Raw genomic sequence first — 12,326 nt, forward strand, 5'->3', positions numbered from 1 at the left:
CCTCAAAACGAAATTGAGACTACGTCACCTGCAGACCGGTGGATTGAGGATTAGGGCTGGGCTACCAACTCGTAGCCGGCTTCGTCGATCGCAGCGGCGACCACGTCACGGTCCAGCTCGCGCACGCTTGAAACTGTCACCCGAGAGAGCCCGCCGGAGACCAAGGCGACCTCCACATTGGTCGCGCCTTCGATCTGGTTCAGCTCCTCTGTCACGCTCTTCACGCAGTGCTCGCAAGTCATTCCAGACACCGCCCAGGTGCTCGTGATCCTGCCCGCGTCGGCACTGTCGGATGACGTTGCGGCTGCTTTCTCGTGCGTGGGGGTTCCGCACCCGCACGAGGATTCACTCACTGTCTCCTCTGCGTGGGTTCCGCACGCGCAGGAGGCGTCGGTCAGGCCGAGTTCGTTCTGGTTCATTGTGCACATAAGCTGCAGTCCTTTCGATTACGAGTACCCCCGAGGGGTATGAAAACCCACTGTACCCCAATACCTCCACGGGGTATACCGTTCTCCTGAATGAATCCATCGAAACGGAGACCGCGCCCCATCATCACGGGTATATTTCCGACAAGGGTGACTACCTAAAGCGCCTGCGCCGCATCGAGGTGCAGGCCCTCGGCGAGCAAAGCATGGGGACGGACGAGAAATACTCCATTGACATCCTCACCCGAACCTCGGCTGGCCATCCGCACATCGCCCCGCACACGTAGTCGGCACGCCTCGGGACTTTAGCCTCTGTTGGCGTTTCACGTTCCGAAGTAGTCTCGGTAGAAGTTCAGACGGCACCCGCCCGAGCGAACGAAACGGAATCCCCATGAGAACATCGCATCGACTGTTGGGCTCCCCTCGGCGCTCAGCCCACGTTCACAACCGCACGTTGGCCGCTCGGACTGGCCGCCTTCTGGTCACCAGCCTGCTCTTGTCACTTTTTGCCGTGTTCGCTGTGGGGCAGCCCGCAAAGGCACATGGAGGCCAATCGGCAGACGAGGGCTATGTCATGGTTCAACAGGCATTGACCTATCTGGTCAATGAGCCCGGCCAGAGCGGCACGACCGAAGCCCTGATGAAGATAGACGCAGTCCTCACGGCGGAAGATCAGGACGGCGTCGATGTGGCCACGGTGACAGAGGCGAAAGCGGCGCTGCAGGCGGGAGATGCCGCAGCTGCTCGCGTTCTGCTGCAGGATTCCATCACGGAAGCAGTGAACGCACTTCAGCGCGCCGTCGCCCAACAAACCGGCACAAAAATCGTGCTGGAACCATTTCCGTCACGAGGTCCACTCACAGTCACCGAATGGATGATTCTCGCGCTGTCAGCACTGGTCCTAGCCGTCGGCTTTGTGCTCGCGGTCAGGTTCCGACCCAGCGAAGGCCTGAGGGAGCTGGGACGCGACATCTCCGGTGCCAAGGGAATGCGCCACGAAGGGGGAGAAAAATAATGTCCACCAAAATCGACAACGGCCAACCGTCATCTGCCGCCGCCGAAACCCGCTCGTGGGGTCGAAAGATGTGGGATGTTATCGACGAACGCATGGGCATTTCGGCTCTCGCCTATCCGGTCCCGGAACACGCCAACCGTCTCGCCTGGACCCTTGGCGGGATCACCGCGGTGAGTTTCGTCCTGCTCATTGGGACAGGAATCGTTCTGTCCCAGTTCTATGCGCCGAGACCCGAAATCGCCAACCAGTCGGTGCGAGCGATCGAGTCAACTGACTGGGGCAGGCTGTTTCGCGGTGTCCATTTCTGGGCCGCACAAGCCATGTATGTCGCAGCTGTGCTGCACTTGGTGCGAGTGTTTCTCTCTGGTTCCTATAAGAAGCCGCGCGAGGGGAACTGGCTCGTCGGAGTCGCGATGTTCGGACTTCTGACCTTTGCCATCTTTACCGGCACCATACTCAAATGGGATCAAGAGTCTTATGAGGCGTTGGGTCACAACCTCGAAATCGGCAACCTCCTGGGCGGGTTGGGATTTTGGTTTTCCCCCACGTTCTCCGACCAGGTTTCGATTCTTCTGCGCCTCTACGGCGCCCATGTGGTCATCCTTCCCGGTCTCATCCTCGTACTCGTCATCCTGCACTTCCTGCTGGTCAAGCGGCACCACATGTCACCCCACCCCGCACTGCCGGTCGGCAAGTCGCATGAGCAAGCGGCAGCAGCAGAGCCCACTCAGCCCTTCACGCGACACATCCGCCGCTTGGTGGCATTCGGAATCGCGTTGACCGGAATTCTCGGAATCCTCGCAGTTCTTCTCCCAGCACCCATCGGTTCCACCGCGGTAGCGGGGATCGAAGTGACCAAGCCGCTCTGGATGTTCTGGTGGCCCTTCACTCTCGAGAACTGGTTCGGGCTGCCCGCGATCGGTTGGGGGGAAGCGGTCTTCTTCCTGCTGCTGGTAATTCTTCCCTTCGTTGATCGCTCCCCTCATCGGTGGTGGCGTCACCGTCCGGTCGCCATGACCATCGGCGCAATCGTCGCCTTGGCCCTCATCGCGCTGACCATCCTGATGTTGGTCATGCCGGCTCAGCAGCACCTGTGACCGAGCAGCCGCGCAAGCACGGAAGCGGTACCTCGCCACTGCGACGCGCGCATGCCTCGTTGTGGATCCTTATCGGGATTGCGATACTGGCCGCTGGCGGCCTCACCTCAACCGTGATGGCGCCCCCCAGCCCGATAGTAGGCTTCGGCTTCGGTGTCAGCGCGTTGCTGCTGGCTGCCTCCCTCGTTCTCGCCGGACGCGTGACCATCGCCCTGGAACGAGCCCGCCGGAACAGTCGTCCGGTCATCCCCGACAACGATTCCCTCCCCATCCTCCGCAAACTGCTTCGTATAGCTCCCGGCGCCTCACAAAAGAAGAAATAGGCTGAGAGCCGGGGCTCAGCTCGGAGCACAGCAGCTCAGTACGCCATGTAGTCGATCGATGGACGAGCGGGGTGCGAACTGAGTTTCAGCACTCCCCCAAGCACTCCCCCAAACACTCCCCCGAGCATCCTGTGGCCGCAACTGATCGTGGCCACTTCATTCCTGTATGACCGGTCCGCAAGGCAATTCCGCGACGGTGCCTGAAGGCCCGCCTGGGACACTGGCAACGTTGGTCGTTGCGTTCGGTGCCTTCGGAACCCCGGTCCCAGCAGAACGGCGAGGCCCCGTCGTCAGAGCGCTCGACGGAGCTTGGCTATATCAACAGAATTTAAAAGCCTGACAGTCAGTGGAGCGCGAGCTGTGTAACGACGACGAGCGCGCTTCCGAGGATCGCGAAGGAAAGAGCAGTCATCGCCACTTTAGCGCGGGTGCTGGGCTGGGCTGCTGGCGGTCCCGCGGGCGTGGCCCCTATCGTTGGGCGCCCGCGTTCTTGGGAGGCGGGCGCCGTGCGAACCGTGAGCATCCCATGCTTCATGTTGTTGGCGACGAGCCACTAGTTGATGGGGTACGCGAACGCGAAGCCCACGATCAGTGCCATCGACATGATGAACCAGAACTCCGATCGCGCCGGGTCGTCGCCCCCCGCGACCTGCCGCATCGAGAATCGAGTCGTGAGCAGCATCCCGGTCATCAGCAGGTTCATCGACAACAAATCGGGCAGAAACGTCATCCGCAGCGACTTGGAGTATGACGCGCCTGCCATGTAGCGCATGGCAAACGCTTAGAAGTACACCCAGCCGAACCCGTACTCGAGGAAAAAGTCGGGCCAGAAGTTCAGGGCCAGCCCCGCACCGATGGCCGCGCCTACGATGATCCCGATCCCGTCGCCCGCGGCGCAGTGCATCGTTGACCCCATCACCTGGCGCCATCGAACCGAGACATACTCCTCGTGGATTCCGGGTAGCGGTTCGCGGCAGCCAAGCACGTAGAGGAACGCCCCGATCGGGCCGGTAAAGGCCGCGAGGATGACGAAGGCCCACTTGATGACCGTAGCCGCGGGCGTCCGCCAGACGTCGATTGCGACGAACAGAAAAGACGGCACCGTGAGAATCCACCACAAGAGCATGATGCCGCTAAACATTATCGCAGTCTACGGCGACGCTGGCACGGCGGCATACGAGCGGGAGCAGACCCGTGGAACGCCGCGGCCCATGCAGTCCGCAGACGGTGTGCGGAGCGCGGGGGAACTGGAAGACATCGACCACCTCGGAGGCCGAGCACCACCCCGCTGCAATGATCTGGCACTACCGTGACTCCACGACTGGATGACCCTCGATCTCGCGACGGTCAGGCCGACATCCTGACGTACGTTCTCCGTCGGCTCCTGGGCGCCTGAATATGCGCGCCTATTCGATAAGTTTGCCGACGACAGTTTCCTCGCCGCTGGGGATCAACCGAGCAATATCGGCCGGGGTGTCCGGTACCTTCTCCTGGCTCAGCCCGCCGGTCAGGGACCACACCATGTTCACCTTCAAAGCCGGATCGAGGTGCGGGTAATCGGAGCGTTTTTGTCACGGCTCGGTTTGGCGGTTTTAGCTGATTCCGATGACGAGAGTGGAGCGTGCTGCCTCTATGACGTCGTCCGTGATGGTACTGAGTTCGTTGATTTTCATGACCCGAGGGGCGCCGATGAGAATCAGGGGTGCGGCTCAGGACCTCGGTCGCAGGCTGTCGAGCGTGAGGCGGACGAGTCGATTCACGGCTGCCCTCGACGGCGACTCCGCGGCCGCTGTGAGAGCGTGGAGACAGTAGCTTGCGAGTTCCTCTGGTGCCATGTCGTCTCGGATAGCCCCGGACGCGACGGCGCGACGCACTACGTCCTGAATGAATATATCTTGTCGTTGCCCGACACCGTCGCGGTGCATGATCGCGGCCATGGCCGAATTGTGGTGCTGGTAGGTCATCAGGGCGTGAACGTGGAGCACTGCCTCCAGCTGATGGCCCGCATCGCCTCCTGCCTGCGTGACTGCGGCGAGGTGTTCGAGGTCGGTTGCCGGCGCACCACGCTGGGTGAAGGTGTTTGGAATCATCGCCGTCGCCCTGGTTCTGTTGTTTGTCATCAGTCACCTGGCCGGTGGCGGCATGGGCGGCCACACGCCGTGATGAACATGACCCCCGCCTCCGCACGGTCGCGCTCACCGCGCATGTCTTTTCCTCAGCCGGCTGGTTCGGCGCGGTCGCCGCCTTCCTGGCTCTCGCCGTCGCCGGTCTGATCAGCCCGGATGCTCAGGTCGGGCGAGCGACGCTCGCCCACGGGCTCTCGTGCTCTCTGGGGTCCGATCATGCACGTCAGTGCTGATCGTGCCCGAATGGATCGGCGCGGAGCCTGAGCGCGACCCACAGTCCGCATCGGCGGCAGATGAAGACGGTATCGCTGAGTGCGTGCAGTCGCCGGCGTGGATAGGCGCGACCGCAGCAGGAGAAGGAGACTGCTACGGCGTTATCCATGAGCCGTGAGCGCTTCCTCGATTTGTTGCTGGGTCGGAGACCCGGCCATGCCGTTCGGTGTGAAATAAATTCGCCAGGCGAGATCGTTGGTTCGTCCCTCGGAAGGGAATAAATCAACACCGTCAACGAGGATCGTCGGGGATCCGGCGAAGGGGAGACTCTCAGCCTCCTCGGTGGAATCGATCAGTCGGGCATCAATTGTGGGGCTCGCGGTCACCACAATATCGACCGCGAGTTGCAGGCGGTGAAGGGATTCTTCCCAATTAGGGCAATCTGCGATGTGGAGTAGTTCTATCTTCACGATGGATCTCCTTCCCATTCTGAGGACCACTCCGTTCGAATAGGGTCAGCTGGAACCGTGCCTGAGCGCGACCCTATCGCTACCGCGCTGACGTGTTGTCTAACAGCTTTTTTCCACCCTATTTTGTGGCTCTCCTGACATAACCGTGGGTTAAACACGGCCGGGGAGAACGGGCCGATTCCCGCCGAGACTGAGCATGGCGAGGGCGATGAGGGCGTCCGGGGATTCGAAACCAAACGCGATGCGGGTGATGAGTCGGATCTTGGTGTTCATGGATTCGATGCGGCCGTTGGAGAGTCCGTGCTCGATGGAGGCGAGGATCGCAGGCCGGTGTTTGACGATGCTGCGTTGGAGTTTCACGAAGGCGGGGATGCGGCAGCGGCGGGCCCAACTGACCCATTTATCGAGAGCTTCGGTTGCTTCGTCGAGGGGGAGCTGGAAGATCACCCGGAGGCCTTCTTCGAGGTAGTAGGCCCGGCCGAGGGTGGGGTCGGTCAAGCGAGCTTGACCTGCTGCTTCTCCGTGAGGTTTTCCGGGTTCTTCCAAAGTTCGTAACGCGAGTTCTTGAGACCTGCCGCTTGAGCACTATCGGGACGCGGCGGCGCATCGGAAGCGGGGCGTCCACGGCCTCGGCTGCTTTCGTTGCGGCGGGCGGCTTTGCGGGCATCGTTCCAGGCGGTTCGGCGGACTTCGTCGAGCGCGTCCATGGCCCATTTCACTACATGAAACGGGTCCGCGCACCGCACTGCGTTGGGGCACTTCTGGGCGACGACAGTAGCGATCCAGGCCGCTCCGTCCGCGGAAACGTGGGTGATGAGGGCGGATCGTTCCGGCCCGAGCTCGTCGAAGAACCTAGCCAGGGTGGCTTTGTCTTGGCCCGGTTTGGCCCAGACGAGGCGGCCGCTGTCGTGGTCGACGACGACGGTCAAGTATTTGTGGCCGCGCTTGTAGGAGATCTCGTCGATGCCGATCCGGGTCAGGTCGGCGAACTGATCGTGGAGCTTGTCCGTGTCCGCCCAGACTCGGGTGATGATCGCTCCGACCGTGCGCCACCCGATGCGCATCAACACGGTGATGGCGGTCTTGGACGCTTGGGTGGCCAGCCAGGCGACCTGGGCGACCAGGACCCCGGATTCGACGTCGAGTTCCACGTCTTCCACGACCGTTTTCTCGACACCAAGCAGAGTTCGCCATAAGGTTGGTTTTCGCACGCCGTTTTCCTGTCTTAAAGTTTCTGTTCCTTCAACAGTCAGAAACCTAAGCGGAAAGCGGCGTGTGGCCGTTAAGGCGCTCCCAAAGACCCACGGTTATGCCACAAGAGCCTGATAACTTGTCCTTAACAGTGCGCGGTAACGAGGAGGACGGATGTCGGCATACGTCAGCGTCGCAGTGATCCTCGGAATGGCACTGGCTGGAATCGGCCTGCTCTACCTCGTCGCTCGGGCAACGTCGGTGTGCCCGGAGCCGCTTACGACCACACCCTATCTGTCTGGGTGGATGCCGAAGGAGCACGCGCTCTCCCGCTTCCACGCTCGCTGGTATCCGCTCACCATCATCTTCCTCGCCTTCGACGTGGAGATGTTGTTCATGTACCCCTGGGCCGTCGTCGTAGCGAGCGAGGGTCCCACCGCGATCATCGAGATGTTCGTCTTCCTCGGGCTGCTCATGGTGGGCGTCGTCTGGGCTTGGCGAGAAGGCTCACTGAGATGGGTGTGACTTCTCTGCTCGCCCGGTGGGCTTCCACGAGCGTGCATGTTCTCATCGTGGAGGTGCCGGGCTGGGACGAATCAAGGATGCTGCTCGAGGCCGAGCTCGACCGGCGTGGCTGGAGAGTCGCGCTCTCGCCGGCCGACGCGGACCTGCTCGCCGTCTGCGGGATGCCGGGGGAAGAACTCCGAGCGGTATCTGATCTTCTGTGGGATCAGTTGCCCGGACCGCGATCTCGTCTGAGCGTGACTTCCTCGGTCGCGTTGTCGGCACTGCTCGATGCCGCCGGGGCGCATCTCGTCGATGATTTCCGGCAGCGCGAGGACGCCCGGGCGAGGTCTCGCCCCGTTGCTGCCGAGGATCCGAGACCGGATGCCGGCGAGCACGAGGGCATGTCGCACGAGGACACGAACCACGGGGGCATGGACCATGGAGACATGGACATGGACATGGACATGGACATGGACATGGACATGCCGACGCCCGGCGGCATCCCCCTGGCCGGCGGAGGCGACGACCGCGACGGACTCGAGATGGACGTCCTCAACGTTCCGCTCGGCCCGGTTCTGCCCCACTGGCCGGCCGGCCTCGTGGTGGATTGCGTGTTGCAGGGCGACGTGATCGTGAGCGCTGCGGCCCGATTGCTCGAGGCGGCGTCGGCACCGAAGAGAGCGCCGACGAACACGGTGACGGATGTTCCGGGCGGGCGCCGGAGCATCATCCGACTCTGCGATGACGCCTCGAACCTGCTCGCCCTCGCCGGCTGGCAGACCGCCGCGCAGAACGCACGCCGGTTGCGCGATGACGCACTTCGGAGAGCGGACATCACCGATCACGCCGCGGCCCTTGATCGGCTGCGCCGACGAGTCGAGCGCTCCTTGCTGCTGCGGTGGTCGCTCAAAGGGATCACGCTCGGAGGGATCGGCGTGGGCGCAGGCGAACGCGCGGACACGGGTACCGCGACTCCGCCTGACCAGGCGGCCGTCGTCATCCGTCATCGCCTGATCGGCTGGCTGCGGGAGGCCGCGGTCCTGGCCGGGACGTCCTCTGGTGCGCAATCGCCCATAGCGGGCGACTCCGACCGGGCACGCCAGGCGCGGGACGCGTTCGCCGCCCTGCCGGAGCTGCTTCGCGGAGCGGATCTTGGAACGGCTCGCCTGCTCATTGCCGGCCTCGGTCTCGACACCGCCGCACTCGCCCAAACGCACGAGCGCACCCATGACTGAGCCCATCGTGCAGGTCAGCCCGGCGTGGGCGGTTCTGGCGCCGCTCGCCCTCCTGCTGTTCGCGCTCGCGGGAGCCAGCCTGAACGGTGCTCTCATCGCTCGGTCGGTCGGTCGCCCGTTCCGTTCCGGAGCGAGCGCCCCGCTCGCCGAGGTGGCCCGGCTGCTGCGACAGCGTCGACAGGTCACCGTCGCGGCCGATGTGCTGCTGTGGCGGATCGGTGCCGGCGGTCTCGTGGTCGTCGCCATTCTGAAGATCCTGGTCATCCCGCTCGGGCCGTGGACCCTCGCCGACCTCGACGTCGGCGTCGTCTGGTTCAACACGATGGACGTCATGATCTGGGCGCTGTTCTGGCTCATCGGCTGGGGCGCGAACAGCGCGCACGCGCTCATCGGGGGCTACCGTTTTCTGTCGCTCGCCGTCTCCTATGAGCTGCCGCTGATGTTCGCGCTGATCACGCCAGCGGTCGCCGCGCGCAGCCTCCGGGTCGGCGACGTGGTCGCGGCCCAGCACGACCTGTGGTTCGTGATCTGGATGCCGGTCGCCTTCGTCATCTTCTGCGGCAGCGTTATCGCCTTCTCGAGTTGGGGTCCGTTCGCGACGGGGGCCGGGCGGGACATCGCGGGCGGTTTCCTCGCCGACGTCTCGGGCGTGGACCGGCTGCTGCTCCTCACCGGCCGCTACGCGGTGCTCACCGCGGGTGCCGCGTTCGCCGTGCCGCTCTTCCTCGGCGGCGGAGACGGCGCGCTGTTGCCCGACTGGCTCTGGACGATCGTCAAGACGGCGCTCGTGCTCGCGGTCTTCGTCGCGATCCGTCACCGGGCGCCGACGATCCGCCCCGACCGGTTCGCCGAGGTGGCCTGGATCATCGTGTTGCCAGCGGCGCTGCTGCAGGTGCTTGTCGTCGCGATCATCGTCGTGGGGAGCTGAGAACAATGATCGACATCCTGTTCTGGGCGCTCGCGGTCGTGTCCGTGGCATCCGGCGCCGCCGTCTTCGTGGTCAACTCGATGGCGCGGGCGACCTACGCGCTCGCGGTCTCGTTCATCGCCGTCGGCATCATGCTCGTGATGGTCGGTCTCGAGTACATCGGCATCATCACGATCCTCATGATGGTGATGGAGATGGCGATCATGGCCGTCTACATGGTGATGTATATGGGCATGAATCCGGCCCTCATGCCGATGGATATGACGCACAACAAACGCTGGTCGGCGGTTCTGGCGGGGGGAACCTTTGTGCTGCTGGCCGCGGGAGCCCTTCTCATCCCGTGGCCCGCCCGCGTCGGTGCCCCCGCAGTTGACCTCACCGCCTCGCTCGGCGAGGCGCTCATGGGGCCCAAGATGCTTGCGATGCTTACCATTAGCCCCGTGCTGTTCGCCACGATCATCGCCGGGCTCGTGATCGCCAACCCGCGCGGGCGGTACGACCGCTGGGGCGACAACCTGAAGCGCGACACGCCCGACGATCCGATGCGGGGAGGGCTGGGCCGATGACACTCCAGGCCGTTCTTCTCGTCGCCGCCGCACTGTTCTGCGTCGGCCTCTTTGGTGCGCTGTCCCAACAGGTGGTCGTGATGGTCATGATGGGGCTGGAACTCATGTTGAACGGAGTCATCCTCGCGGCCGGCGCCTTTTGGTGGTTTCTCGCTCCCGCCCCGGACGGCCAAGTGCTGCTGCTCATCGTGATCGCCGCGATGACGGTCGAGATGGCGATGGGCTTCGCCGTCGCCACTCTGCTGCACCGTTCCCGCGGATCAGACATGACCGACTCGGCGACGGACCTCTCCGGATGAGCGGGCTCTCCCTCGCCCTCGTGGTACTGCTGCCCGCGGCATCCGGCATCTCCCTCTGCCTCGCCGGGCCACGTGCACGTGCCGCGGCGATCCCAGTCTCACTCACGACCGCGACCGTCACGGCTGCGCTCTCCGTGGTCGTTGCCGTCACTCGCCCCGCACTCGAGATCCCTTTCATCGCCGGCGCGCCGGTCGGGCTCGCGATCGACGGGCTCTCCGCTTTCGTGCTTCCCTTCGTCGCGATTATCACCCTGCTCGTGCTGATCTTCGCGGCCGCTGAGGGAACGGAGTCGCCTGAACGCTTTCACGGCCTCATGCTCATTTTCGCCGCCGCCGTCGCGATGACCGTCACCGCGACGACACTCCCAGCGCTTTTGTTCGCGTGGGAGATCATGGGGGCCATGTCCTGGGCACTGATCGGCTTCCAGTGGCGGGATGACCGACGCGTACAGGCGGGGCTCGTCGCCTTCACGATGACGAGGGCTGGCGATCTCGGCCTGTACCTCGCCGCGGGCGCCGCCGTGATCGGCGGCGCGGGTCTTGGGCTCGCCGATCTGTCCGCCGCGTCCTCGCCCTGGCGAGACGTCATCGCGGCCGGCCTCATCATCGCCGCCCTCGGCAAGGCCGCGCAACTACCGTTCAGTTCCTGGCTGTCACGCGCGATGCAGGGTCCGAGCACGGTCAGTGCCCTATTGCACTCGGCCGCGATGGTGGCGATGGGCGGCTACTTACTGCTCCGCGTGGCGCCGCTGCTTCAGACGACGAGTTGGGCGGGCCTGACCGTGGCGTGGATCGGAGCGCTCACCGCACTCTTGCTCGGAGCGGTTGCGGTGGCGCAACGCGACCTCAAGCAGCTACTCGCGGCATCGACCGCGGCCCAGATGGGTTTCGTCGTGCTCGCCGCAGGGGTCGGATCGATCGCGGGCGGTGCGGGCTATCTCGTTGCACACGCATCCACCAAGGCGCTGTTGTTTCTCGTCGCCGGCGCCTGGCTCGCCGCGCTCGGCACAAAAGCGCTGTTCGCCCTTCGTGGTGCCGCGCGCCGCTGGCCGCTCGTCGGCGCCCTGTTCTCCGTGGGGTTACTCTCCCTCGCCGGTATCGCGCCGCTGTCGCTCTGGGCGCTCAAAGACGAACTGCTCGCCGTCGCCCTGGAGACGAGCCCCGTGCTCTACACCGTCGGCCTCACCGCGGCGGCACTCTCCGCAATCTACTCCGGCAAGGTGCTCTTCATCGTCTGGGGAAGAGCGGATGCCGCGACCGAAGCGGGGTACGACGCCGAACAGCCCGGCACGCGGCACATCGGTCGGTGGGAACGCATCCCGCTCATCGTGCTCGCGGCCGGCGCGGCACTGCTCGGAATCCTGGCGTTGCCCCCGGTGAGCGAGCCGCTGAAGGCGATGCTGGGAGAGACCGGCACCGCGGCGCCGGGCATGTTCGAGCTCGCCGGTTCGGCCGCGCTCGCGCTCGCTATGCTCGCCCTCGTCGCATTCGGACTCCGACGAGGTCTGCCGCAACCAGCCTGGGCGGCGAACTGGCTGGGTCTCGAGAAGGCCATCCATCTCCTCGTCGTGCGTCCGACGCTCGCACTCAGCGAGTTGCTCGCGAGATTCGACGATGGCATCCTCGACCGCAACCTGCATCGGCTGGCGCGCGCCGGCGCTGGCGGCGCACGTCGGCTCGGGTGGTTCGACGACGCCCGGCTCGACGCCACTGTCGAGGCGACGGCGCGAGCGGGCACACTCGCGGGCTCGCGCGCGGCGCGCGCCGACATCCGGGGCATCGATGGTGCCGTCGAGGGCCTCGCCCGCCAGCTGGGACGCCTCGGCACGCTGGCGAGGCGCCCCCAGACCGGCCGGATCCACCAGTACTACGCCCAGATCGCGATCGCCTTGGCGGCCGTCTTCGTCCTGATCCTTCTCGTGAGGTAACCC

The 12,326-nt window shown here is 64.5% G+C and carries 12 protein-coding genes and 3 pseudogenes; 9 read left to right on the top strand and 6 right to left on the bottom strand.

The genetic code is table 11. The features are described 5' to 3' along the window. Positions 1 to 50: 50 nt before the first annotated feature. Positions 51 to 419 carry a heavy-metal-associated domain-containing protein gene (locus EDD25_RS02605; RefSeq protein WP_241986303.1) on the bottom strand — a complete coding sequence of 123 codons (369 nt, stop codon included), beginning with the start codon at positions 417 to 419 and terminating at the stop codon, positions 51 to 53. Between the two features lie 460 nt (positions 420 to 879). On the opposite strand from EDD25_RS02605, the gene EDD25_RS02615 reads away from it, so the two are divergent. From EDD25_RS02615 to EDD25_RS02625, 3 genes are read left to right on the top strand one after another with little or no spacing between them, the layout of a single operon-like run. After that, a complete protein-coding gene (locus EDD25_RS02615; RefSeq protein ID WP_134171905.1) occupies positions 880 to 1,440 on the top strand; it encodes a hypothetical protein in 561 nt (186 codons plus the stop codon). Further along, complete coding sequence (locus EDD25_RS02620) at positions 1,440 to 2,537, top strand: cytochrome b (RefSeq protein WP_241986304.1); 1,098 nt, start codon at positions 1,440 to 1,442, stop codon at positions 2,535 to 2,537. Before EDD25_RS02615 ends, EDD25_RS02620 begins: the two co-directional genes overlap by 1 nt. Next, positions 2,534 to 2,860 carry a hypothetical protein gene (locus tag EDD25_RS02625; RefSeq protein WP_134171906.1) on the top strand — a complete coding sequence of 109 codons (327 nt, stop codon included), beginning with the start codon at positions 2,534 to 2,536 and terminating at the stop codon, positions 2,858 to 2,860. The genes EDD25_RS02620 and EDD25_RS02625 overlap by 4 nt, the downstream gene beginning before the upstream one ends. A 553-nt stretch (positions 2,861 to 3,413) precedes the next feature. Here EDD25_RS02625 and EDD25_RS18130 read toward each other — a convergent pair. The 5 genes and pseudogenes from EDD25_RS18130 to EDD25_RS02660 all read right to left on the bottom strand — a co-directional run bounded on the left by EDD25_RS18130 (position 3,414) and on the right by EDD25_RS02660 (position 6,880). After that, positions 3,414 to 4,001, bottom strand: a pseudogene (locus EDD25_RS18130) (DUF4396 domain-containing protein). A gap of 451 nt (positions 4,002 to 4,452) precedes the next feature. Then, a pseudogene (locus EDD25_RS18320) lies at positions 4,453 to 4,539 on the bottom strand (AAA family ATPase); the annotation flags it as partial. Positions 4,540 to 4,569: 30 nt separating this feature from the next. Further along, positions 4,570 to 4,980 (bottom strand): glycoside hydrolase family protein, encoded by a 411-nt coding sequence (locus EDD25_RS02645; protein ID WP_134171909.1) that lies wholly within the window; start codon positions 4,978 to 4,980, stop codon positions 4,570 to 4,572. 380 nt (positions 4,981 to 5,360) lie between these two features. After that, the gene (locus tag EDD25_RS02655; protein ID WP_134171911.1) at positions 5,361 to 5,669 is read right to left on the bottom strand and encodes a hypothetical protein; all 309 of its coding nucleotides are present in this window, start codon (positions 5,667 to 5,669) and stop codon (positions 5,361 to 5,363) included. A gap of 150 nt (positions 5,670 to 5,819) precedes the next feature. Beyond that, positions 5,820 to 6,880 (bottom strand): annotated as a pseudogene (locus EDD25_RS02660) (ISL3 family transposase). A gap of 154 nt (positions 6,881 to 7,034) precedes the next feature. Here EDD25_RS02660 and EDD25_RS02665 point away from each other — a divergent pair. From EDD25_RS02665 to EDD25_RS02690, 6 genes are read left to right on the top strand one after another with little or no spacing between them, the layout of a single operon-like run. Beyond that, the gene (locus tag EDD25_RS02665) at positions 7,035 to 7,385 is read left to right on the top strand and encodes an NADH-quinone oxidoreductase subunit A (protein ID WP_198418837.1); all 351 of its coding nucleotides are present in this window, start codon (positions 7,035 to 7,037) and stop codon (positions 7,383 to 7,385) included. After that, the gene (locus EDD25_RS02670) at positions 7,376 to 8,602 is read left to right on the top strand and encodes a hypothetical protein (RefSeq protein ID WP_134171912.1); all 1,227 of its coding nucleotides are present in this window, start codon (positions 7,376 to 7,378) and stop codon (positions 8,600 to 8,602) included. Before EDD25_RS02665 ends, EDD25_RS02670 begins: the two co-directional genes overlap by 10 nt. Beyond that, a complete protein-coding gene (locus EDD25_RS02675) occupies positions 8,595 to 9,530 on the top strand; it encodes a complex I subunit 1 family protein (protein ID WP_134171913.1) in 936 nt (311 codons plus the stop codon). The genes EDD25_RS02670 and EDD25_RS02675 overlap by 8 nt, the downstream gene beginning before the upstream one ends. Before the next feature lie 5 nt (positions 9,531 to 9,535). Further along, positions 9,536 to 10,096 (top strand): NADH-quinone oxidoreductase subunit J, encoded by a 561-nt coding sequence (locus EDD25_RS02680; protein WP_134171914.1) that lies wholly within the window; start codon positions 9,536 to 9,538, stop codon positions 10,094 to 10,096. After that, the gene (nuoK, locus tag EDD25_RS02685; RefSeq protein WP_134171915.1) at positions 10,093 to 10,395 is read left to right on the top strand and encodes an NADH-quinone oxidoreductase subunit NuoK; all 303 of its coding nucleotides are present in this window, start codon (positions 10,093 to 10,095) and stop codon (positions 10,393 to 10,395) included. The genes EDD25_RS02680 and nuoK overlap by 4 nt, the downstream gene beginning before the upstream one ends. After that, positions 10,392 to 12,323, top strand: a complete 1,932-nt coding sequence (locus tag EDD25_RS02690; protein ID WP_134171916.1) for an NADH-quinone oxidoreductase subunit 5 family protein — start codon at positions 10,392 to 10,394, stop codon at positions 12,321 to 12,323. Before nuoK ends, EDD25_RS02690 begins: the two co-directional genes overlap by 4 nt. Positions 12,324 to 12,326 lie beyond the last annotated feature (3 nt).

The organism is Cryobacterium psychrophilum (genome assembly GCF_004365915.1).
GTDB lineage: Bacteria > Actinomycetota > Actinomycetes > Actinomycetales > Microbacteriaceae > Cryobacterium > Cryobacterium psychrophilum.

Bases quoted from the DNA above. Each gene is read 5' to 3' on its own strand.
- EDD25_RS02605 (WP_241986303.1), bottom strand. From the start codon at position 419: ATGAACCAGAACGAACTCGGCCTGACCGACGCCTCCTGCGCGTGCGGA.
- EDD25_RS02620 (WP_241986304.1), top strand. From the start codon at position 1,440: ATGTCCACCAAAATCGACAACGGCCAACCGTCATCTGCCGCCGCCGAA.
- EDD25_RS02680 (WP_134171914.1), top strand. From the start codon at position 9,536: ATGATCGACATCCTGTTCTGGGCGCTCGCGGTCGTGTCCGTGGCATCC.
- EDD25_RS02670 (WP_134171912.1), top strand. From the start codon at position 7,376: ATGGGTGTGACTTCTCTGCTCGCCCGGTGGGCTTCCACGAGCGTGCAT.
- EDD25_RS02645 (WP_134171909.1), bottom strand. From the start codon at position 4,980: ATGACAAACAACAGAACCAGGGCGACGGCGATGATTCCAAACACCTTC.
- nuoK (WP_134171915.1), top strand. From the start codon at position 10,093: ATGACACTCCAGGCCGTTCTTCTCGTCGCCGCCGCACTGTTCTGCGTC.
- EDD25_RS02690 (WP_134171916.1), top strand. From the start codon at position 10,392: ATGAGCGGGCTCTCCCTCGCCCTCGTGGTACTGCTGCCCGCGGCATCC.
- EDD25_RS02675 (WP_134171913.1), top strand. From the start codon at position 8,595: ATGACTGAGCCCATCGTGCAGGTCAGCCCGGCGTGGGCGGTTCTGGCG.
- EDD25_RS02665 (WP_198418837.1), top strand. From the start codon at position 7,035: ATGTCGGCATACGTCAGCGTCGCAGTGATCCTCGGAATGGCACTGGCT.